Annotated in this window: 20 protein-coding genes; 12 read left to right on the top strand and 8 right to left on the bottom strand. The window is 69.7% G+C overall.

Annotation, left to right across the window (positions count from 1 at the left end):
* On the bottom strand, positions 1 to 222 hold the full coding sequence (locus AC4NN1_RS11070) for a hypothetical protein (RefSeq protein WP_491955324.1): 222 nt from the start codon (positions 220 to 222) through the stop codon (positions 1 to 3).
* A gap of 195 nt (positions 223 to 417) precedes the next feature.
* On the bottom strand, positions 418 to 906 hold the full coding sequence (locus tag AC4NN1_RS11065) for a hypothetical protein (RefSeq protein WP_491955323.1): 489 nt from the start codon (positions 904 to 906) through the stop codon (positions 418 to 420).
* 656 nt (positions 907 to 1,562) lie between these two features.
* Here AC4NN1_RS11065 and AC4NN1_RS11060 point away from each other — a divergent pair.
* Both AC4NN1_RS11060 and zapE read left to right on the top strand, forming a co-directional pair.
* Complete coding sequence (locus tag AC4NN1_RS11060) at positions 1,563 to 1,901, top strand: response regulator transcription factor (protein ID WP_491955322.1); 339 nt, start codon at positions 1,563 to 1,565, stop codon at positions 1,899 to 1,901.
* Between the two features lie 70 nt (positions 1,902 to 1,971).
* The gene (gene zapE / locus AC4NN1_RS11055) at positions 1,972 to 2,964 is read left to right on the top strand and encodes a cell division protein ZapE (protein WP_491955321.1); all 993 of its coding nucleotides are present in this window, start codon (positions 1,972 to 1,974) and stop codon (positions 2,962 to 2,964) included.
* Between the two features lie 75 nt (positions 2,965 to 3,039).
* Here zapE and AC4NN1_RS11050 read toward each other — a convergent pair whose 3' ends face one another.
* Entirely contained in the window at positions 3,040 to 4,884 is a 1,845-nt protein-coding gene (locus AC4NN1_RS11050; RefSeq protein WP_491955320.1) for an alpha/beta hydrolase family protein, read from the bottom strand.
* A gap of 330 nt (positions 4,885 to 5,214) precedes the next feature.
* Here AC4NN1_RS11050 and nhaA point away from each other — a divergent pair, with 330 nt between their 5' ends.
* The 3 genes from nhaA to AC4NN1_RS11035 all read left to right on the top strand — a co-directional run bounded on the left by nhaA (position 5,215) and on the right by AC4NN1_RS11035 (position 8,027).
* Positions 5,215 to 6,576 (top strand): Na+/H+ antiporter NhaA, encoded by a 1,362-nt coding sequence (gene nhaA / locus AC4NN1_RS11045; RefSeq protein WP_020098450.1) that lies wholly within the window; start codon positions 5,215 to 5,217, stop codon positions 6,574 to 6,576.
* An 84-nt stretch (positions 6,577 to 6,660) separates the two neighbouring features.
* Positions 6,661 to 7,161: a hypothetical protein gene (locus tag AC4NN1_RS11040; protein WP_491955319.1), complete on the top strand. Its 501-nt coding sequence runs from the start codon at positions 6,661 to 6,663 to the stop codon at positions 7,159 to 7,161.
* A gap of 113 nt (positions 7,162 to 7,274) precedes the next feature.
* Positions 7,275 to 8,027, top strand: a complete 753-nt coding sequence (locus AC4NN1_RS11035; RefSeq protein ID WP_491955318.1) for an SDR family NAD(P)-dependent oxidoreductase — start codon at positions 7,275 to 7,277, stop codon at positions 8,025 to 8,027.
* Positions 8,028 to 8,083: 56 nt separating this feature from the next.
* Here AC4NN1_RS11035 and AC4NN1_RS11030 read toward each other — a convergent pair whose 3' ends face one another.
* The 5 genes from AC4NN1_RS11030 to AC4NN1_RS11010 form a co-directional block, all read right to left on the bottom strand.
* Positions 8,084 to 8,428: a hypothetical protein gene (locus AC4NN1_RS11030; RefSeq protein WP_018187625.1), complete on the bottom strand. Its 345-nt coding sequence runs from the start codon at positions 8,426 to 8,428 to the stop codon at positions 8,084 to 8,086.
* A gap of 110 nt (positions 8,429 to 8,538) precedes the next feature.
* Positions 8,539 to 9,585 (bottom strand): NAD(P)-dependent alcohol dehydrogenase, encoded by a 1,047-nt coding sequence (locus tag AC4NN1_RS11025; protein WP_363455386.1) that lies wholly within the window; start codon positions 9,583 to 9,585, stop codon positions 8,539 to 8,541.
* A gap of 103 nt (positions 9,586 to 9,688) precedes the next feature.
* On the bottom strand, positions 9,689 to 11,962 hold the full coding sequence (locus AC4NN1_RS11020) for an alpha-L-rhamnosidase (protein WP_491955317.1): 2,274 nt from the start codon (positions 11,960 to 11,962) through the stop codon (positions 9,689 to 9,691).
* 82 nt (positions 11,963 to 12,044) lie between these two features.
* Positions 12,045 to 12,404, bottom strand: coding sequence for a hypothetical protein (locus AC4NN1_RS11015; RefSeq protein WP_020098445.1), 360 nt, complete (start codon positions 12,402 to 12,404; stop codon positions 12,045 to 12,047).
* Between the two features lie 79 nt (positions 12,405 to 12,483).
* A complete protein-coding gene (locus AC4NN1_RS11010) occupies positions 12,484 to 12,864 on the bottom strand; it encodes a MarR family winged helix-turn-helix transcriptional regulator (RefSeq protein ID WP_311858238.1) in 381 nt (126 codons plus the stop codon).
* A 295-nt stretch (positions 12,865 to 13,159) separates the two neighbouring features.
* On the opposite strand from AC4NN1_RS11010, the gene AC4NN1_RS11005 reads away from it, so the two are divergent.
* From AC4NN1_RS11005 to AC4NN1_RS10975, 7 genes are all read left to right on the top strand, one after another.
* Positions 13,160 to 13,501, top strand: a complete 342-nt coding sequence (locus AC4NN1_RS11005) for a hypothetical protein (protein ID WP_491955316.1) — start codon at positions 13,160 to 13,162, stop codon at positions 13,499 to 13,501.
* A gap of 142 nt (positions 13,502 to 13,643) precedes the next feature.
* Positions 13,644 to 14,516: a formate/nitrite transporter family protein gene (locus AC4NN1_RS11000; protein ID WP_018187631.1), complete on the top strand. Its 873-nt coding sequence runs from the start codon at positions 13,644 to 13,646 to the stop codon at positions 14,514 to 14,516.
* 77 nt (positions 14,517 to 14,593) lie between these two features.
* A complete protein-coding gene (gene nirB / locus AC4NN1_RS10995; RefSeq protein ID WP_491955315.1) occupies positions 14,594 to 17,170 on the top strand; it encodes a nitrite reductase large subunit NirB in 2,577 nt (858 codons plus the stop codon).
* Positions 17,167 to 17,547 (top strand): nitrite reductase small subunit NirD, encoded by a 381-nt coding sequence (nirD, locus tag AC4NN1_RS10990; RefSeq protein ID WP_491955314.1) that lies wholly within the window; start codon positions 17,167 to 17,169, stop codon positions 17,545 to 17,547. The genes nirB and nirD overlap by 4 nt, the downstream gene beginning before the upstream one ends.
* Positions 17,544 to 18,782, top strand: coding sequence for a uroporphyrinogen-III C-methyltransferase (cobA, locus tag AC4NN1_RS10985; protein WP_491955313.1), 1,239 nt, complete (start codon positions 17,544 to 17,546; stop codon positions 18,780 to 18,782). Before nirD ends, cobA begins: the two co-directional genes overlap by 4 nt.
* A complete protein-coding gene (locus tag AC4NN1_RS10980) occupies positions 18,779 to 19,927 on the top strand; it encodes a uroporphyrinogen-III synthase (protein ID WP_491955312.1) in 1,149 nt (382 codons plus the stop codon). Before cobA ends, AC4NN1_RS10980 begins: the two co-directional genes overlap by 4 nt.
* Complete coding sequence (locus tag AC4NN1_RS10975; RefSeq protein WP_018187636.1) at positions 19,924 to 20,619, top strand: sirohydrochlorin chelatase; 696 nt, start codon at positions 19,924 to 19,926, stop codon at positions 20,617 to 20,619. Before AC4NN1_RS10980 ends, AC4NN1_RS10975 begins: the two co-directional genes overlap by 4 nt.
* Positions 20,620 to 20,625: the final 6 nt, after the last annotated feature.

Raw genomic sequence — 20,625 nt, 5'->3', positions numbered from 1 at the left:
TCAGCCCGCGTCGGCGTCAGGCTCGTCCCGCGGCATCCGCGGCTGGCTCACCAGCCACATCGACCGCCAGAAGGCGACCTGGAATACGACGAACGCAACGATCCACAGCACCATCCAGAGCGAACGAAGCGGGCCCTCACCACTCGCGAAAAGGGCGACCGATCCGATCCACACGACCAGGCTGACGATCTGGACGAGCCGAAGCCTGCGGATGCTTCCCATGGCGTCACCATAGGGGTCGAATGGCGTCGTGACGAGACCGCCGCCTAGATGTTCGCGAGGACGGCGAGAGTGAACACCACGACCACGACCGAGAGCGTCAACACCGTCCAGCCCAACCGAGTCGACCCGGTGCTGAGCGGATCTCTTCCAGCCGCTCGCGGTCCCGCTGAGGCCCGGGATCAGCGGATGCGGGGCTCATCGCCCCAAGGTAGCTGCCGGCCGCTCCGCGGCATCCACCTCGTCGACGGTCCCGACACTCTCGTACGCGTCGAATAGTTCCGGAGAACCCCACTCGGTCTTCGACACGGCCCCATCCGGCCACAGCACGATGACGTCTGCCGGCCCGAGCCAGACAGCAGTGATCTCGATCTTCCGCCCGTCCGTCAACACGAACCGAGTCGACTGCGTCTGCCCATCGGCGAGGTCGTTCAGATCAGACGGAGAGGCGTCGGTCACCGGCATGTCGGAGTACGCGCGCACGAACTCGCTCAGGACCTCAGGAACATCGAGAGTCAACCTGTCGATCGTGTCGGGTACGTCGCCCCACGGGTACTCGTAGTACTCGACGAAGGCGACGTCGTCCGCCGTGATCCCGAGTGACTTCTCCGCGACGGGCGCGCATCCGGCGAGCAGAGTCACGCAGACCGCGGTCAGGACCGTCGCCACACCCCATGGAGCTCTCATGTGCGTCGAAGCTATCGGCCTCCGCGGCGGCGGCACCAACCGTTTGAGTAACGATCGAGACTCTGCCCTTAGAAGGGACGCTCCTCCTGAAGGAGGAGCGGGGTCGTCTCACGGATGATCTCCGCCTCCGCGACTCTCGGCGAGCAACCGACGCCCCTAGTCTCGGCGTATGAGACGCGCCCTGCCCTTCTGGCTGCCACCGCTGATAGGCCTGGCGCTGTTCGCCATCTGGCTCCCCCGAGCTGAAATCGAGCGGTTGGATCTTGTTCCGTCGCGAGACCAGACCTTCATCACCGGTCCGTACGCGTTGGCCATCATGGTCGGATTCGTTCTGGTCATCGCCGTATCGACGCACCGCCCGACGTGGGCGCTCGCGCTTCTGACCACTCTCCTCGTGCTGCAGATCTTCTTCTGGCCCGCGCGCTTCAGTCAGATCGCCTGGACCGGATACCTCGCTCTCGCTGTCGTGCCGGCGCTCATCAGCAGGTCTGGCCGCACCACCCGGCGCCCGCTGATGCTCGCGATCACGCTGGCCGCGAGCGTTGCGGTCGGTTCGCTCCTGACGCTGCCTCCCCCTGTCCGTCTCGGGCGAGTGGGGAACGATCACGGGAAAGGACGTCGCGGGCAGCCTCGACGCGACCGCGATCTGGACCGCCGTGGCTCTTCTCGTCACCGTGCTCAGCTGGCGGATCGGACGTCCTCGTCCCGCTCCTTCGGTATCGGATCACGACCGGGCCGAGGATCGCGGACACCTCATCTCCGACCTCTCGCCGCGCGAGCGGGAGATGTTCGAGCTCGTCGCCACCGGCAGGTCCAACGCCGAGATCGCCGCCTCGAGCTACATCGGCGAAACCACGGTGAAGACGCACGTCAGCAGCATCCTGGCGAAGCTCGGGCTGTCTTCTCGCAGCGAGCTGATCGCGTTCGCCTGGTCGAACGGCCTCCTGCCGGTCGCCGAGATGCAGACCACGTCGACCCAACGCGTAATCGAATGATCGTGCACCGACCGCTCGCACTTCCCGCTCACTGAGACTCCGATACCTCGCAGCGTGACACGCTGGAACCGTGCTGAGCAGAGACGAACTCGTCCACGCGGTCGAGGCCGCGGCATCCGCTCAGGGGTTCGCGCTCGACCCGCGGCAACGGGCGGTCCTGGATCGGCTGGCGGCGCTCGGGGGCGAGCTGGCGACCGGAGAAGCCCGCAGCCTCTATCTGTGGGGCGACGCCGGCCGCGGCAAGTCCTGGTTGGCGGATGCCGCGTACGCCGCCATCCCGCTGCGCGAGAAGCGTCGTGTCCACTTCCACGGCTTCTTCCACGAACTGCACCGCAGTATCCAGCGGCACCGCACTGAGCCCGACGCGGCGGAGCGGGCGATCGACGATGCCGTCGGCGACAGCAGACTGCTCTTCTTCGACGAGCTGCACGTGCACGATCCGGGAGACGCGCGGCTTCTGACCCGGCTGCTCGATCACGCCTTCACCCGCAAGGTCACGGTGCTCGCGACCTCCAACTACGCGCCCGAGGACCTCCTCCCCGACCCGGACTGGCACCACATCTTCGTCCCCGGCATCGCCCTCATCGAGACGAACATGGACGTGATGCCGCTCCAAGGACCGACGGACTACCGGACGATCACCGACAACCACACACGAGGATTCGCGTCGGGAACCTGGTCGACGCGTACCCCGCCGCGCGCGACGACTCCGCCGCAACACCTCACTCTGAACGGCCGGGTCTTCCCGGTGACGTCAGCGGATGCCGGCGAGCTGACGCTGACATTCGATCAGCTCTGCCGCACCCCGACGTCGACGATCGAGTACCTGGGATGGGCGCAGGATTTCGACCGGTGGACCGTGACGGGTGTCCCCCGCTTCGACGCGGTCGACCCGCCGGCGCAGCAGCGATTCATCAACCTCATCGACGTGCTCGTCGCCGAGGACCTGCCCGTCGACTTCTACGCCGACGTCGACCTGAACGACTTCCTCGCGACAGCCTCGCATCGACCCGACGCGTTCCGCATGGCAAGTCGCCTGCGCCTCCTCGCGACGGCGGGCTAGCCGCCCGCCGCATCGTCAGCGGCTCGACATTGACTCGGTGCCCGGAACGGCCTCGCCGTCCCGGGCACCGGTTCGTCAGCTCATCACGAGGGAGTTCGTGACGCTGATCACGGTCACGACGGCTGCATTGAGGAAGCCGGCGAGGTACGGGTTGTTCGTCTCGCGGTAGATCTTCCGGCTGATGACCGCGGCGACGGCGAGGATGACGACCACCGGGAACAGCCAGATGCTGAAGATGCCACCGAAGCCATCGATCGTCTCCCCTGTGATGAAGAACGTCGTGTACTGCGCGACGACCAGCACGATCGGTCCGAGCGAGTTGAACAGCGCGAGCAGTGCGGTGTTCACCCATTCACGTCCCCGCAGCGTGAAGCGGTTGAACGAGTTGATCGCCACCGAGTTCGCGATGAAGTAGACGAGGAACAGCGGCAGGACGATCAGGGAGTACCCGATCATTTCGGGGTTGAAGGCCTTGACGGCGATCACCCAGAACCGGAAGTCGGTTTTGAAGAAGTAGTCCAGCACGAACACGATCCCGAACGCGGCGACGGTCGTCGTCAGCGCAAGCGCCACGCCGAGACCGAAGCGCCGCCAGCCCGGGATGACACCCACGGCCCGCAGGTCCTGACCGCTGCGGCGACCGAACAGCAGGTACGACACGATCATGATGACGAGACCGGCGACACCGTTGATCGCGGCCCAGATGCCGATGAACCACGGCACACCGGGGGCGATGAGGTTCACCGAACCGAACGCGATCGCACCGGCCCACTCGGCCTGGCTGAGCAGCACGTAGCTGAGGATCGAGAAGACGGTCGTGACGACCAGCCCGCCCCAGAACCACACCAGACCGCGGCGCGTGTTCGCCACCGCCGCGATCGGCTCCGAGACGCGCAGCCCCGCGAAGGCACGGGTCGACAGCAGCGCCCGTGTGAACGCGACGAGGAAGATGCCGAAGCCGATCAGACCGAACGTCGTCAGGATCTCCTTGAGCTGCCAGTTCTGATCTCCTGCCGGCAGCGGGTTCGGTGCGCCGAGGGACTCGTCGAAGAAGTCGACGAGGTGCCCGACGGCCGTGCTCGAGATCGTCGACCACGGGTGCGTCTGCGGCAGCGACCAGACGACGCGCATCGCCTCGGCGCCGTCGACGTCCTGGGTGTAGATCTGCCCGGCCTCGCGCACATCCGACGCCTCGGACGGGTCCTGCCCGAAGTGGAGGAACGACTGGGCGTTGGGGGTGGTGAGGTATTCGCGCGGCGGCGTGAGTGCGTTGCCCTCGGCGTCATAGCTGCGGAAGAAGAACTCGTCGTATTGCGCCTGGATGACGCCGGTGTCACGGCTTCCGTAGATGTTCGTGAACGCGCCGGTGTCGTCGACGTACACCGGGTCGTTGTCGACGAGGAGGACCGAGGCGATGAGCGGCGTCTCGGCCTCGTTGTCGAGCGCGACCGAGAAGTTCGCCGCACGCGCGCCGTTCGAGTGGCCGGTCACGCCGATCCGGCTCGGGTCGACGTAGGGCAGGTCGGCGATGAGCTTCACGGCGTCGTACATGCCGGTGCCGCCGACGGCTTCCTGGCCGGCGGGGAGCGGGTCGGAGTTGCCGTGCCCGTACATGTCGATCGACAGCACGACATAGCCGCGCCGGGCGAGCTCCACGTAATTGGCGTCCTGCATCTCGCGGTTGTTCCACCACCCGTGGCTGACCACGATCGCCGGGCGCGGATCCTCCGCCGAGACCGCAGCCGGCTTGAACAGCAGGGCGCTCATCTGGCGACCAGAGGCGGCCTCCCACCGCAGGTCCTCGACGGCGACGCTCCCGCCGACGGTTTGCACGAGCGACGCGCCGACGCTGGAGACCAGCATCAGCACAAGTGAGATGGCCAACCAGAAGGTGTTGCGCCGGAAAGTTCGATGCCTCATCGAAAGGTGCTCCTTCACACGCGGACCCCACATCGGGCCCGATATCCACGCCGGGCTCATTCCCGTCGCGCGACCGCCAATCTATGGAGATTCCTATGAACCCGGTGCGGAATGCACACGTGTGCAGGACTTTCCCCGACCCGCCTCGCACCGTCGCGACTTTTTTGCGAGCCGACCGAACAAAAGTGCAACGAAGGATGCCGCGGCTCGGCGCGCCACCGAGGAAGATGCCACCCCCGGCCCACAGGCGGTCGGACGGTAAACTGGTCGCGGCGCGTCGGGAAGTCTGGTCGACATTTCTGTCTGTCGACCCTTCCGGAGGACCGCCCCGTGAACACGCCGAGCACTGACCGTACCGACCTGCGCGCACCACGCTGGCGCGGTCACACCGAGGCCGCCCGCGTGTCGGCGATCCTCCGCAAAGAGGCCGTCGGAGGAGCGCTGCTCGTGATCGCCGCCGTCGCAGCCATCGTGTGGGCGAACTCACCGGCATCCGACAGCTACTTCGCCCTGCGCGACTTCCGCGTCGGCCATGAACCGTGGCATCTCGAGCTCTCCCTCGGCGCATGGGCGGCCGACGGCCTGCTCGCGATCTTCTTCTTCCTCGTGGGACTCGAACTCAAACGCGAGCTCGTCGTCGGCGATCTACGGCGGTTCAGCACGGCGGTCGTCCCGGTGACGGCGGCGATCGGCGGCGTGGCCGTGCCGGCTCTGATCTACGTCGCCGTGGTGCGCGGGCAGGAGGGGCTGGTCCAGGGGTGGGCGATCCCCACGGCGACCGACATCGCGTTCGCCGTCGCCGTCCTCGCTCTCGTCGGGTCGCACCTGCCGAGCCCGCTGCGCATCTTCCTGCTCACCCTCGCCGTGGTGGACGACCTGATCGCGATCGGCATCATCGCGGTCTTCTACACCGAGGACATCGCGGTCGTCCCGCTCGCGGTGGCTGTTGCGGTCGTCGCACTCTACGGCTTCATCGCGCAGCGCTACCGGTCGCTGTTCGCCGGCCGCCCGTTCGCGGCCTGGCTGGTTCTCCTGCCGATCGGGTTCGTCGCCTGGGCGTTCCTGCACGCGTCGGGCGTGCACGCCACCATCGCCGGCGTCGCCCTCGCCTTCACGATCCCGGTCAAGGCTGCGCGTGGCGCGACCGACGGCCCCCGCGCGGCCGACCTCGCCCACGAGTTCGAGCACCGCTTCCGCCCGCTGTCGGCCGGCTTCGCCGTACCCGTCTTCGCCTTCTTCGCCGCCGGAGTCGCCGTGGGCGGCACCGACGGCATCCTCCGCGCGGCCACCGATCCGGTCGCCCTCGGCATCGTCGCGGGACTCGTGCTCGGCAAGCCGATCGGCATCCTGCTCGCCGTCCGCGCGCTGACACTCGTGACGAAGATCCGGCTGCACCCGGCGCTGCGGTGGGTCGACCTCCTGGGCGTCGCGCTGCTGGCCGGCATCGGATTCACCGTCTCGCTGTTGATCGCCGAGCTCAGCTTCCCCGCCGGCTCGACCGAGGGTGACGACGCGAAGATCGCCATCATGATCGCGTCCGTACTCGCGGCGCTGATCGCCTCCGGCATCCTCATCGCCCGCAACCGCCGCTACCGCCGGATCGCAGCCGAAGAGACCGTGGACGAGGATGCCGACGGCACGCCCGACATCTATCAGGAAGCGCCTGCGCCCACATCGCCGCACCAGGGGTAACGTCGCCTGCGCACGAGAAATGGTGAGCCGGGAAGTCTGGTCGGCAGCGGTCGCTCGACCGTTCCCTTCGAACGAAAGCCAGTGATGGAACACCCCGTAGTGACACTCGGCGACACGGACACCGCTGTCGCCCGCGGGATCACCGCCCGCCGACCCCTCGACGGCGAGGAGGTGAGCCGCCCGCGCGCGGTCGTCGCCTTCGCCGATCTGCGCGACTACTCCCGCGTGACGGGCAAGGATCGTCTGCGTGCGCTCGCGACCCTGGCGGCTGTCGAGACGAAGCGGCATGTCGGGGTTCGACAGGTCGTGTTCGCGGTGACTCTCGCGCCACGACACGCGCTGGCGTTCGACCGGGTCGCGTCCGCGCTGGGTGCGCGTGTCCACGCGGAACTGGAGCGCGACAATGCGCGGGACGTCGAGGTCACGTTCCTGGATGTCAGCGAGTGCGGGGACGTCCCGGCGCTGACGGAGCGCCTTCTCGACCGTTGCGCGGACCCCGTGGGCCAGCACGGCGTCGTGGTGCTCGACTGGGATGACATCCGCGATCACTCGATCCGGCGAGCCGCGCGGGACCAGTACCTCTGATACCTACTTTTCCGCGCTGAGCAGGAATGCCAACGCCGGGCATCCGTTGTATTCAGATGCATGGCACCGGCCGCGAGAGTCACGGCGTCAGGCCTGCGAAAAGAGGTAACGCAATGGCACGGTTCGACGGCAAGACGGCACTGGTCACCGGCGGCGGCAGCGGCATCGGCGCGGAGATCGCCCGCAAGCTCGCGGCCGAAGGCGCGTCGGTGGTGGTCACCGACATCAAGCTCGACGCGGCCGAGAAGGTCGTGACGCAGATCACGGATGCCGGGGGCACCGCATCCGCGTTCGCTCAGAACACGGCGAAATGGCAGGACTCCGAGACGACCGTCCGCTACGCGCAGGACACCTACGGCGCCTTGCACCTCGCGGTCAACAACGCCGGCATCGGCGCCGCCCCGCAGAACATCGGCGACTACGACATCGAGGCGTGGGACCGAGTTCGCGCAGTCGACCTCGATGGCGTCTTCTACGGGCTGCGGTTCCAGCTGCCCGCGATCGTGGCTGCCGGCGGCGGCGCGGTCGTCAACATGGCGTCGGTGCTCGGCTCGGTCGGCCTCGCGCAGAACGCGGCCTATGTCGCCAGCAAGCACGCCCTCGTCGGCCTCACGAAGGTGGCGGCCCTCGAGTACACGGCTCAGGGTGTGCGCACGAACGCGGTCGGCCCGGGCTTCATCGACACCCCGCTCGTGCGCGCGAGCCTCTCGGGTGACGCACTGTCGGCCCTCGAGAAGGAGCACGCCGCCGGCCGACTCGGAACGGATGCCGAGGTCGCAGCGCTCACGCTCTTCCTGCTGAGCGACGAGGCATCCTTCATCTCGGGCAGCTACCACCTCGTCGACGGCGGCTACTCCGCCCACTGACGACACTGCTCCGCCCCCGCGAGGACGCTCGTGCGGGGCGGAGCCGCCCCTGCGTGTCAGGCGGTCGGCGACGCCTCGATGTGGGCGACCGAGCGCACCTCGAGGTAGCCGCACAGATCCGCGGCGGTCCCGAGTTCCGCGACGAGCGCGGCGGTCTCCTCCGCCGACAGCGCGACCTCGTCGAGCTGAGGCTCGAAGACGACGCGCCAGCGCGCATCCTCGTTCATCGGAGGGCGGACGTAGACCGTCGTCGACGCGTTCCGCAGCGGAACGACGACGAGACCCCCGTCATCCCCCCACGAGTCGTCTTGGATGACGACCTTGATGAGGTCCCCGTCCTGCCGCGCGGCGACGAACTCGTCCAACCAGAGCTGCAAGGTTTCGCGACTGCGGTACGGCATGTGTTCGTCTTCCTGGCGCGACGGCGTGCCGGTGCCCCCGGCGGGACGACGTCGTGCTCTGTCGCGAGGGTAACACCCCCGGACGACGCCGTCCCGTCGGGTATCCGAACTCAGTCCTTCAGCGTCTCGATGTCGATCACGAAGCGGTAGCGGACGTCGGAGCGCAGCACGCGCTCGTAAGCGTCGTTGATCTCGTCCGCACCGATCAGCTCGGTCTCGGGAGCGATGCCGTGCGCGGCGCAGAAGTCGAGCATCTCCTGGGTCTCGGCGATCGATCCGATGTTCGAGCCGGCGAACGAGCGGCGGTTGCCGAACAGGGTGAACACGCGCAGCGACAGGGGCTCGGACGGTGCGCCGACGTTGACCATCGTGCCGTCCAGGCGCAGCAGACGCAGGTAGTCCTCGAGCTTCAGCGGCGCGCTCACGGTGTTGATGATGAGGTCGAACGTGTTGGCGAGGGTCGTGAACGTCGACGCGTCGCTCGTGGCGTAGTAGTGCGTCGCGCCGAACCGCTTGCCGTCCTCCTGCTTCGACAGGCTCTGCGACAGGACCGTGACCTCCGCACCCATGGCGGCGGCGATCTTGACGGCGAGGTGTCCGAGCCCGCCCATGCCCACGACGGCGACCTTGGAGCCGGCGCCGACCTTCCAGTGCGCGAGCGGCGAGTACGTCGTGATGCCGGCGCACAGCAGCGGCGCGACCGACTCGTACGGGAGCGCCTCGGGGATGCGCAGGACGAAGTCCTGGTCGACGACCACGTGCGTCGAGTAGCCGCCCTGGGTGATCGTGCCGTCGCGGTCGACCGACCCGTAGGTCTGGGTGTTGCCGTTCAGGCAGTAGTTCTCCATGCCGGCGAGGCAGTTCTCGCACTCGCGGCAGGAGTTGACCATGCAGCCGACGCCGACCCGGTCGCCGACGGCGAAGTCCGTGACCTCGGAGCCGACCTCGACGACCTCGCCGGCGATCTCGTGGCCGACGACCTGCGGGTAGGTCACCGGACCCCAGTCGCCGCGGACGAGGTGGATGTCGGAGTGGCAGATCCCGGCGTAGCGGATCGCGATGAGGACGTCGCGGGGTCCCGTCTCGCGGCGCTCGATCGTCGTGCGGACGAGCGGGTCGGTCGCGGACGGCGCGGCGTAAGCGGCGACAGTAGGCATGGGGTCTCCTTGCTGATCGATAGACGGATGCCTCGGGTCGGGGCATCCCTCACGGGAAACGCTACGCCCGCCCTCTGATGAGTCTCATCGGAAGCACCGCGGGTCAGAGCGTGCTCGTGAAGACGTGTCCCCCGCCGAGGACCTCGACCGTCCGCCCGTCGGGGAGGACGACCTCGGCCGGCACATCATCGGGGAGCGCGACCTCGACGGTGAGCTCCCCCGATGCGACCCGCCACGCGACGCTGACATCCCCCTGCCGGGTGCGCAGCGAGGTCTCGGCCCACTCGATGCCCGGCCCGGGCCGAGGCTCGACGCGCACGCGGGCGTAGCCGGGGGCGGCAGGCCGGAGCCCGCCGACCACCTGGTGGATCCAGTCCACGACGGCGCCGAGAGCGTAGTGGTTGAAGCTCGTCATCTCGCCGGGGTTGATCGACCCGTCGGGAAGCATCGAGTCCCAGCGCTCCCACACGGTCGTCGCGCCCATCGTGATCGGGTAGAGCCAGGACGGGCACTCCTTCTCGAGCAGCAGCCGGTACGCCTCGTCGACGTGCCCGGTCTCGGAGAGTGCCCACGTCACGTAGGGCGTGCCGGCGAACCCGGTCGTCACCCGGAATCCGGACTCGCGGACGATCTCGGCGAGGCGCGCGGCGGCCCGGCTCCGCAGGTCGCCCTCGAGGACGCCGAACGTGATCGCGAGGGCATAGACGGTCGCGCAGTCCGACCGGACGATGCCGTCGTCGTCGACGTAGTAGCGGACGAACGCGTCCCGCGTGCGCGCGGCGAGCCCGCGCCAACGCCGCGCCTCGGCATCCTTCCCGAGGACGGCGGCCGCCTCGGCGGCGAACGAGGCCGACCGGTACAGGCACGCCGTGGCGACGACCGCGGCATCCGCCTTCGCGGCAGCGGGATCCTCGGGAGGTGCGTCGGGGTCGAGCCAGTCGCCGAACTGGTTGCCTCGCTCCCAGAGGCCCCGCTCCGAGATCAGCGGCTCGATCGACGACAGGTGCATCGCCATGGCCGGGTAGTGCGCCGCGAGGCGATCGGCGTCTCCGTAGGCGTGCCACAGCGCCTGCGGAACCCACACCGCCGCATCCCCCCAGATCGCGGTCGGACCGGCCCATTCGCTCAGGTGACCCGCGGGGAAGTTCGCGTACTTCAGGACGGCCGGCACGACGAACGGCACGGCGCCGTCGGGGGCGTGCTCGGTCTCGAGCCGCAGGTCCTGCAGCCAGCTGTCGAGGAAGTCCGCGGTGTCGAAGGAGAACGACGCGGATGCCGCGAACGCCGCGATGTCGCCGGTCCACCCCAACCGCTCGTCCCGCTGCGGGCAATCGGTCGGGACGCTCAGGAAGTTGCCGCGTTGGCTCCACACGGAGTTCTCGACGAGCCGGGTGACGAGCGGATCGGAGCACGAGAACCGACCCGTGCGAGCCATGTAGGAGTGGACCACGACGGCCTCGAGATCGGCGGCGCGCAGCTCACCGGGCCACCCCTCGACCTCCGCGTAACGGAAGCCGTGGAACGTGAACGTCGGCTCGAAGGCGTCGACCCCGCCCGAGAGGACGAACTCGTCGGTCGCGTCGGCCGAACGCAGCGGCCGGACACCCAGCTCGCCGTCTTCGAGCACCTCCGCGTGGCGGATGCGGATGAGGTCGCCGCGCGGCCCCTGGACGGTGAATCTCAGCCATCCCACGAGGTTCTGTCCGAAGTCCACGAGCGTCCGCCCCGACGGCGAGCGCCAGACGCGCTGCGCGGGAACGGCCTCGTGACGACGCACCGGCGGCGACGTCTGCGGGGCGAGCACGCCGTGATCGATCTCGCTCGTGCGCACGGCCAGCGGGGCACCGCCCTCGCGCAATCGAGCGTCGACGCTCTGACCGCGGTAGAGCGAGTTGCGGGTGACATCGGATGCCGCGGCACCCCAGGCATCCGATGTCGACACCCGCTGCACGGACCCGTCCCGATAGACGACCTCGAGGGTCGCGGCGACCGCGATCTCGTCGCCGTAGTCCGCATCGGCGTCGCCGAATCCGAGATGGCCACGCCACCACCCGTTGCCGAGGATCAGCGCCAGCCGCACGTCACCGTGCCCGCCGCGGACCGTATCCGTGACGTCGAACTGCTGGTACGTCAGGCGCCATTCGTAGGAGGTCCACCCGGGGTTGAGCACCGAGTCCGTCACCGGCACGCCGTCGACCTCGGCCTCGTACACACCCCGGGCGGTCGCCCACAGCGTGGCGGCGACGACGTCGTCGCGGGGCGCCCTGAGCGGGACGGTCGCAGTGAACCTCGGGGCGACGCCTTCAGCGGCCTCGGCCGAGAGGAAGACCGCTTCGGACAGCGGCGACACAGGGACGGGTGACGCGGACACCGGCATGGAGAGCCCCTTCGCTCAGACGTGAACCAGGGCTCAGCCTAGAGTCACGCCGAGGCGCGGGGTCGTCGTGTCGAGAAACGTTTCAGCGGGATCCGAAACCGTCGAGGTCGGGGTCCCAGTAGGTGTCGGGTTCGATCTCGTAGGCCTGTTCGCCCGAGCTCTCGGCCTCGCGAGGGAAATGCGGATGGTGGCGCAGCTGGGCCGCAGCGAACGCGAAGTCCGGCTCGGGACCTTCCCATTCGGTCGCCACCGACAGGACGTCGTTCCCCACGCCGATGACGAGGGATGCCTCGCCGATCTCGTGATTCTTCTCGAAGACGATGGGGATCGTCACGGCATCCGCCCGTCCGAGTTCGGCGACGGCGGCGGTCAGGGTGATGAGAGCCTCCGCCACGTCATCGGTCGTGACCACGGTCTCGCCGGCGTAGGTGATGCATCTCATACCCCCACTATGCGCGGTGATACGGGTTTGCCCGTGGGCGTTGCGCTGACGCCCCGAGCCGGGTACAGCATCCCGGTCGTCAGGCGTCGACCGTCTCCTCGGTGACCACTGGGTCGACGCCGTCGACGGCGTCCGACATCTGTCGGAGGAATTCCACGACATGCTCCTGCGCCTCTGGGCTCATGCCCACGGCGACGTCGTACATGAGTCCGTGCATGCGTCCGAGCGTCTCGCGCACCTCCTCGTTCGCATGCGGAGTCGCGCGCACGAAGATGCTGCGACGATCGGTCGGATTCGCCAACCTTTCGATGCGTCCGGTCTTCTCGAGCCGGTCGAGCATCGTGGTGATCGACGCCGAGGTGACACCGAGGTACTTGACGAGCTCAGCCGGTCGCGCAGAATGGTCGGGCTGACGCAAGAGATAGCGCAGGGCGAGGAGCTCGTTCTCCCCCATCGCCATGGAGTCCCGCGTCCGGCGCCTCATCGCCGCCTCGGCAGCTCGATAGGTTCGGAGCGCCTCGAGCACTCGACGGGCTCGATCACGGTGGCCGGGGGCCTCGTCGTACCAATATCCGGTCTTCGACTCACCCGCAGCGGAGGTTCGATCTTCGCCGTCCGCCACATCCACTCCTTGTCGTTCGCGCCGTATCCGACGCCATGGTCGAGAATAGGTGATGGGGAGGAGCGGCCCAGTTCCCGTGGCACTGTGTCTTCGGATCCGCTAGTCTCCCGCCCGACCACGAGGGGAAGTCCCGATGCCGTTCCGCAGTAAAGAAACCCTCGAGGCGTGGGTGTCCGACTTCCACGATGCCCGCGGCGCGGGCGACCGCATCAAGGTCATCGTGCAGGACGGCTCCGACGGCGGCGACACGGGGCTCGTCATCGTTCCTCTCGAGAACGCATCCGTCTCGATCTCGATGGAGCCCGTCGAGATCGGCGGTGCCCCGTGGCGCGTGACGATCGAACCGCAGCCCGAGACGACGATCCTCAACAGCCATCAGCTCCACGGCATGGCCGTCGAGCTCGCCGTCGCCGCGGAGCTGTGCGCGTACCTCGAAGCGCGCTCCGTCGGTCACGCGGAGCCAGACGACGCCTGAGGCCCCTTCCTTCTCACATCGCGACCTCTTCGTTTGAGAGGAAGAGGTAACCAAAGCGGTCGATCCCCGCGCGATCGGGGGAAACACCCGCCCTTTAGCGTCGAGCCTCACACCCGGCTCCACGACTGAAAGGGATTCTGCGATGACGTACGTCAAGCCCACCGAGCTCGTCCAGACCGTGATCGACGCCGGCGCGTCGAAGGTCATGCTCTCCACCCGCGACACCCTCATCCGATCGATCATGGGCGGCGCGATCCTCACGCTGGCGGCCGCCTTCGCCGTCACGATCAGCGTCACCACCGGCAGTCCGCTCCTCGGTGCCGTGCTGTTCCCGATCGGGTTCGTGATGCTCTACCTGCTGGGCTACGACCTGCTGACGGGCGTGTTCGTGCTCGCCCCGCTGGCGTGGCTCGACAAGCGCCCGGGTGTCACGCTCGGCGGCATCCTCCGCAACTGGGGACTCGTGTTCCTCGGCAACTTCATCGGCGCCTTCGCGATCGCGGTGCTGATGGCGATCGTCTTCACGAACGGGTTCTCCACCCCGCCCAACGAGGTCGGACAGGCGATCGGCCACATCGGCGAAGGCCGCACCGTCGGCTATGCCGAGCACGGGGCGAACGGCATGCTGACCCTGTTCGTCCGCGCGGTCCTCTGCAACGCCATGGTCGCCACCGGCGTCGTCCTCGCGATGGTCTCGAAGGACGTCATCGGCAAGATCGTCGCGATGTGGATGCCGATCATGCTCTTCTTCTTCATGGGCTTCGAGCACTCGATCGTGAACATGTTCCTGTTCCCCTCGGGTCTGCTGCTGGGCGGTGATTTCACGATCGGCGACTACCTCATCTGGAACGAGATCCCGACGGTGGTCGGCAACCTCGTCGGCGGACTGCTGTTCGTCGGACTGCCGCTGTTCTTCACGTACGGACGCCCCGCGGCCCCCCGCCGCGTGCGCGCCTCGCGCCGTGAGGATGCCGCCCGCGCCGCCGCGGCGGACGCGCCCGTCGCCGTCCGGTGACGACCGTGGCCCGCCCCGTAAAGAGCCCGCAACACGACGGGACCTCGGCTGCAACGTCGCCCGCCTACGGTCGCGACATGAGCTCCACCGGCCCCACCCCGCCCCACGTGGTCGTGGTGGGTGCCGGGATGGTCGCCCATCGTTTCGTCGAGAGCCTGCTCAGCCGCACCGACGAGGCGTGGCGGGTCACCGTGATCGGCGAGGAGCCGCGGCATCCGTACGACCGCGTCGGTCTCACCTCGTTCTTCGCCGGCGCGTCCGCCGAGGACCTCGAACTCGACGCGTCGCCCCTGGCCGACGAGCGCGTGCGCTTCGTCCGGGGCGCGACCGTCACCCGCATCGACCGGGGCATCGCCGAGGTCGTCACCGACCGCGGCGAGCGCATCGGCTACGACCGGCTGGTCCTGGCGACCGGGTCGTACGCCGCCCGGCTCGCGGTGGACGGCTACGACCACGAGGGATGCTTCGTCTACCGCACCCTCGACGACGTCGAGGCGCTGGAGCGCTTCGTCGAGCGCCGGTCGGCCGAGCTCGGACGCCGGCTCACCGGAACCGTCATCGGCGGCGGGCTCCTCGGACTCGAAGCAGCCGGCGCACTGCAGGGACTCGATGTCGAGTGCACCGTCGTCCAGTCCTCGGACCGCCTCATGTCGGCGCAGCTCGACCTGCCCGCCGGCGACGCCTTGCGTCGGCTCATCGAGCAGCGCGGGATCGGCGTGCGGACCTCGGCGCTGACGACGCGGCTCGATGCCGACCGCAGCGGTCAGGTGATCGGCCTCGAGTTCCGCGACGGCTCGTGGGAGCGCACCGACGTCGTCGTGTTCACCGTCGGTGTCCGTCCCCGCGACGAGCTCGCCCGCGCCGCCGGGCTCACGGTCGATCCGCGCGGCGGAGTCGTCATCGACGGCGGCTGCGACACGTCCGACCCGCGCATCCTCGCGATCGGTGAGGTGGCGAGCTTCGGCGGCCAGTGCGTCGGGCTCGTCGCACCCGGCTACGCCATGGCAGAGGTGGCGGCTGCTCGGCTGCTCGGACTCGAGGCGTCCTTCGCGGGCTTCGACGTCTCGACCAAGCTCAAGCTCTCGGGTGTCGACGTCGCCAGCTTCGGCGACGCGTTCGCCGAGACGCCCGGCGCACTCGACGTGGTCTACGCCGACCCGATCGCCGGGGTCTACAAGAAGCTGGTCCTCTCGGACGACGCGAAGACGCTGCTCGGCGGCATCCTGGTCGGCGACGCGTCGGCCTACGGTTCGCTCCGCCCCCTCGTCGGCGGCGCGCTCGGCGGCGATCCGGTCGCGTACCTCATGCCGCAGGACGGCGTCGCCGCCCCGACGGGCGAGCTGCCCGACGAGGCGCTGGTGTGCTCTTGCAACAGCGTCACGGCCGGCGGAATCCGCTCGGCCGTCCATGACGAGGGCTGCACGGAAGTGAAGGCGATCAAGGCCTGCACGAAAGCGGGGGCGGCCTGCGGATCGTGCGTGGGCATGATCACGAAGCTCCTCGGCAGCGAGCTCGCGAAGACCGGCGCCGCCCTCAGCAGTGCGCTCTGCGAGCACTTCGCGATGTCGCGCCGTCAGCTCTTCGACGCCGTGCGCGTCTCGGGGCTGTCGACCTTCAGCGCGGTCATCGAGCGGTTCGGCACCGGGCGCGGCTGCGACATCTGCAAGCCCGTGCTCGCCAGCATCCTGTCGACCCTCACCGGTCGGCACGTGCTCGACGGCGAGAACGCGACGCTGCAGGACACGAACGACCACGTCATGGCGAACATGCAGAAGGACGGCAGCTACTCGGTCGTCCCCCGCATCGCCGGCGGCGAGATCACCCCCGAGGGCCTCGTCGTGATCGGGCAGGTGGCGCAGGACTTCGGGCTGTACACGAAGATCACCGGCGGGCAACGGATCGACATGTTCGGTGCGCGCCTCGAGCAGCTGCCCGAGATCTGGAAGCGCCTCGTCGACGCGGGTTTCGAGTCGGGCCACGCCTACGGCAAGTCCCTGCGCACCGTGAAGTCCTGCGTCGGCTCGACCTGGTGCCGGTACGGCGTGCAGGATGCCGTGGGCATGGCCGTCCAGCTGGAGCTCCGCTACCGGGGGCTGCGGTCACCGCACAAGATCAAGCTCGGTGTCTCGGGGTGCGCGCGCGAATGCGCCGAGGCCCGCGGCAAGGACGTCGGCGTCATCGCGACCGAGGCGGGCTGGAACATGTACGTCGGCGGCAACGGCGGTTTCACGCCCCGCCACGCGGTGCTGCTGGTGGAAGGCCTCGACGACGCCGGGCTGCTGCAGGCAATCGACCGCTTCCTCATGTACTACGTCTTCACCGCCGACCGGCTGCAGCGCACGGCCCCCTGGTTCGAGGACCTCGAGGGCGGCATCGACGAGCTGCGCCGGGTGATCTTCGACGACTCGCTCGGGATCTGCGCCGACCTGGATGCCGCGATGGCCCGGCACGTCGAGAACTACGAGGACGAGTGGAAGGCGACCCTCGACGACCCCGAGAAGCTCCGCCGGTTCGCCTCGTTCGTCAACGCACCCACGACTCCCGACCCGTCGCTGGCGTACACCGCCGAGCGCGGCCAGGCGCGCCCCGCGACGCCCGAGGACCGCGACGCCGGTGTGCTCATCGCCGGTACGACACTGGAGGTGCGGCGGTGACGACGGTGACGCACGACACGGATGCCGCGGCCCCGCCCGCGAGCTGGACGGCGATCTGCGCGGTGACCGACCTCGAGACCGAGCGCGGTCGGGCCGCCCTCCTCGGCGCCATGCAGATCGCGCTGTTCCTCACCCACGCCGGCCGCGTGCACGCCGTGCAGAACCTCGACCCCTACAGCGGCGCGCATGTCATCTCGCGCGGCATCGTCGGCACCCGCGGGGACATCCCCACGGTCGCGTCGCCCATGTACAAGCAGGTGTTCGACCTTCGTACGGGCGTCTGCCTCGAGACGAACGGCAAAGAGCAGCACACCCTGCGCGTATGGCCCGCCGCCGTCGCGGACGGCATCGTCTACCTGCGGGGGGAGCAGTCATGACCACCATGCTCGGGCTCACCTTCTCGGGCCGCAGCGTCGTCTTCGTCGGCGGCGGCGCCGTCGCCGGGCGTCGCGTCGGACGATTCCTCGACGAGGGCGCGCTCGTGACCGTCGTCGCTCCCGCGCTGGGCGACGCGATGCGCGCGCACGTCGATGCCGGCAGGGTCGCGTGGATCGCGCGCACCGCCCGTGAGAGCGACGTCGCCGAGGCGTGGTTCGTGCACGCGGCGACGGCCCAGGCATCCGTCGATGCGACGGTCGCGGCGTGGTGCGAGGCGGCTCGCGTGTTCTGCGTCAACGCCTCGGACGGCGCCCACGGGACGGCGAGGCTCACCGCCGAGACCCGCTCGGGGGATGTCATCGTCGCGGTCGCCTCCGACGCCGGCGTCGACCCGCGCCGATCCGCCCGGCTGCGCGACGCGATCGGGGCGGCCCTGCGCGACGGGATGCTGCCACTTCGTCGCCGCCGGAAGGCCGCCGGGCGCGTGGACCTCGTCGGCGGAGGTCCCGGCCCCGCCGATCTCATGACCGTCCGCGGTCGACGCCTGCTCGCCGAGGCCGACGTCGTGATCGCGGACCGGCTCGGACCCACCGACATCCTGGGCGAGCTCGACCCCGACGTCGAGGTGATCGACGTCGGCAAGGCGCCCGGAAACCACCCGGTTCCGCAGGAGGAGATCAACGCCCTCCTCGTCGCCCACGCCAAGGCCGGCAAGCGCGTCGTGCGCCTGAAGGGCGGCGACCCGTTCGTCTTCGGGCGCGGCGGCGAGGAGGTCACGGCGTGCCTGGCCGCGGGCGTGCCCGTCGAGGTCGTGCCGGGGCTGACGAGCGTCGTCTCGGTCCCCCAAGCCGCCGGCATCCCGGTCACCCACCGCGGGACCGCCGCGGGACTCCACGTGACGATCGGCCAAGGTCCCGTCACCCCCGCCACCCGCGCCGCGCTCGCGGACGACACGATCACGACCGTCGTGCTCATGGGGGTCGCCGCCCTGCCGAAGCTCGTGGCCGCCGCCCTCGCCGCCGGCGCCCCCGCGGATCGGCCACTCGCGATCGTCGAACGCGGCCACACGCCCACGCAGCGGACCACCCGCACGACCCTCGCCGACGCGGTGACGGATGCCGCGGCCGCGGGAGTGAGCAATCCCGCCGTCATCGTGGTGGGCGACGTTGCCGCCGCAGGGCTCCTGCTGCCCGCGCCGCCCGTCGCCGCGGGGACGGGGGAACCGCCTCGGTGACGACCGTCCGCCCCGCCCTCTCGGCCGCGCTCGGCGGCTGCACGATCGTCATCGCCGTCGATCGTCGGTCCGCCGAGCTCGCGTCCGCACTGGAGCGGCACGGGGCGACGGTGCGGCACGCCCCCGCGCTGACGATCGAGTCGCACATCGACGATGACGCGCTCATCGGCGCGACGCGCGCGCTGATCGATGATCCGCCGGACATCGTCGTCGCCACCACCGGTGTCGGATTCCGCGGCTGGATGGAGGCCGCCGACGAGGCCGGGCTCCAGGGCGCACTCCACGCCGCCCTGGCGGGTGCGCAGATCGTCGCGCGCGGACCGAAGGCACGCGGGGCGATCCAGCAGGCCGGTCTCGCCGCGGACTGGGTGGCTGAGTCCGAGACCTCCGAGGAACTCGGGGCGTTCCTGCTGGCAGAAGGCGTCGCCGGTCGCCGCGTCGCCGTGCAGCACCACGGGTCGGGAGCAGACGGGCTCGACGAGCTCATCTCGGCCGCGGGCGCCGACGTCGTCAGCCTGACGGTCTACCGCTGGGGGCCACCGCCCGACCCGGCCGCCGTCGCGCGCTCGGTCATCCAGACCGCGCAGGGCGACGTGGACGCCGTCCTCTTCACCTCCGCGCCCGGCGCCGCGGAGTGGCTCGCGACCGCCCGTCGCGAAGGCGCGCTCGAGGCGATCGTCCGCCGGTCGACGGCGGGCACGCTCCTGCTCGCCGCGGTCGGGCCGATCACCGCGGGTCCGCTCGTCGACGCCGGCGCAGCTCCGCTCATCGCCGAGCGGGGCCGCCTCGGCTCCCTCGTGCGCGCCGTCGTCACCCACTTCGGGGGTGGCGGCGCGCCTGCGGTCGAGACCGCTGCGGGACGACTCGAGCTGCGCAGCGGCGCCGCTGTCCTGGGTGGCGCGCTCCTCCCCCTGTCACCCACGTCCGCCGCCATCCTCGCCCTGCTCTTCGCCGCGCGAGGCGGTGTCGTTTCGCGCGGCGAGCTCGCCGCAGCCCTCCCCCGGTCGGGAACCGGCGACAGCACCCACGCCGTCGACGTGGCGATCGCGCGCACGCGGGAAGCCCTCGGCATCCCGACCCTCATCCGCACCGTCGTCAAACGCGGGTACCGCCTCGATGTCGTCACCCCGGGAGAGACACCATGACGCCCGTCCTCATCGCCTGCTCGCACGGCACCAGCTCGCTCGACGGTCGCGCCGCCATCTCCGACCTCGTCGAGAACGTGCGCCTGCTCCTTCCGGGCGTAGCAGTGGAGGAGGCGTTCGTCGACGTGCAGCAGCCCGAGATCGACGACGTCGTCCGCGCCACCGCCCCGCGCGACGCGATCGTCGTCCCCCTCCTCCTGTCGACCGGCTTTCACACCAAGGTCGACATCGCCCGCGCGGTGACGGATGCCGGGCACCGCGCGACCGCGACCGCCGCGCTCGGTCCGCATCCCCTTCTGGCCGACCTGCTCGCGACGCGGCTCCGCGAGGTCGGCCTCGCACCGGGCGATGCGGTGGTGCTCGCCGCCGCGGGGTCGAGCGATCCGGCGGCATCCGTCGACGTCGCCGCGATGGCCGATCTGCTGCGGGAACGCGTCGCCGCGCCGGTGTCCGTGGGCTTCGCGGCGGGCGGAGGGACGCGCATCGACGCAGCCGTCTCTGCGGCCCGGGATGCCGGAGCCCGCCGCGTCGTGGCCGCGAGCTATGTCCTCGCCCCCGGCTTCTTCGCCGACGTCATCGCCCGCGCCGGCGCCGACGCCGTCACGACCCCGTTGGCACCCGACGCCGCCGTCGCCGCCGTCGTGGTCGAGCGCTACCTCGCCGCCGTCCGCGCTCCCGTCGACGTGGCCTGAAGGGTT

Source organism: Microbacterium sp. MDV22-iso44 (assembly GCF_058629135.1).
Note: the sequence above shows the minus strand (reverse complement) of the source record. Positions and strands in the feature narration are given on the sequence as shown.

Bases quoted from the DNA above. Each gene is read 5' to 3' on its own strand.
- AC4NN1_RS11000 (WP_018187631.1), top strand. From the start codon at position 13,644: ATGACGTACGTCAAGCCCACCGAGCTCGTCCAGACCGTGATCGACGCC.
- AC4NN1_RS11035 (WP_491955318.1), top strand. From the start codon at position 7,275: ATGGCACGGTTCGACGGCAAGACGGCACTGGTCACCGGCGGCGGCAGC.
- AC4NN1_RS11010 (WP_311858238.1), bottom strand. From the start codon at position 12,864: ATGGCGATGGGGGAGAACGAGCTCCTCGCCCTGCGCTATCTCTTGCGT.
- AC4NN1_RS11065 (WP_491955323.1), bottom strand. From the start codon at position 906: ATGAGAGCTCCATGGGGTGTGGCGACGGTCCTGACCGCGGTCTGCGTG.
- AC4NN1_RS11050 (WP_491955320.1), bottom strand. From the start codon at position 4,884: ATGAGGCATCGAACTTTCCGGCGCAACACCTTCTGGTTGGCCATCTCA.
- AC4NN1_RS10975 (WP_018187636.1), top strand. From the start codon at position 19,924: ATGACGCCCGTCCTCATCGCCTGCTCGCACGGCACCAGCTCGCTCGAC.
- AC4NN1_RS11020 (WP_491955317.1), bottom strand. From the start codon at position 11,962: ATGCCGGTGTCCGCGTCACCCGTCCCTGTGTCGCCGCTGTCCGAAGCG.
- AC4NN1_RS11015 (WP_020098445.1), bottom strand. From the start codon at position 12,404: ATGAGATGCATCACCTACGCCGGCGAGACCGTGGTCACGACCGATGAC.
- AC4NN1_RS11070 (WP_491955324.1), bottom strand. From the start codon at position 222: ATGGGAAGCATCCGCAGGCTTCGGCTCGTCCAGATCGTCAGCCTGGTC.
- AC4NN1_RS11040 (WP_491955319.1), top strand. From the start codon at position 6,661: ATGGAACACCCCGTAGTGACACTCGGCGACACGGACACCGCTGTCGCC.
- cobA (WP_491955313.1), top strand. From the start codon at position 17,544: ATGACCACCATGCTCGGGCTCACCTTCTCGGGCCGCAGCGTCGTCTTC.
- AC4NN1_RS11025 (WP_363455386.1), bottom strand. From the start codon at position 9,585: ATGCCTACTGTCGCCGCTTACGCCGCGCCGTCCGCGACCGACCCGCTC.
- AC4NN1_RS11005 (WP_491955316.1), top strand. From the start codon at position 13,160: ATGCCGTTCCGCAGTAAAGAAACCCTCGAGGCGTGGGTGTCCGACTTC.
- AC4NN1_RS11030 (WP_018187625.1), bottom strand. From the start codon at position 8,428: ATGCCGTACCGCAGTCGCGAAACCTTGCAGCTCTGGTTGGACGAGTTC.
- nirB (WP_491955315.1), top strand. From the start codon at position 14,594: ATGAGCTCCACCGGCCCCACCCCGCCCCACGTGGTCGTGGTGGGTGCC.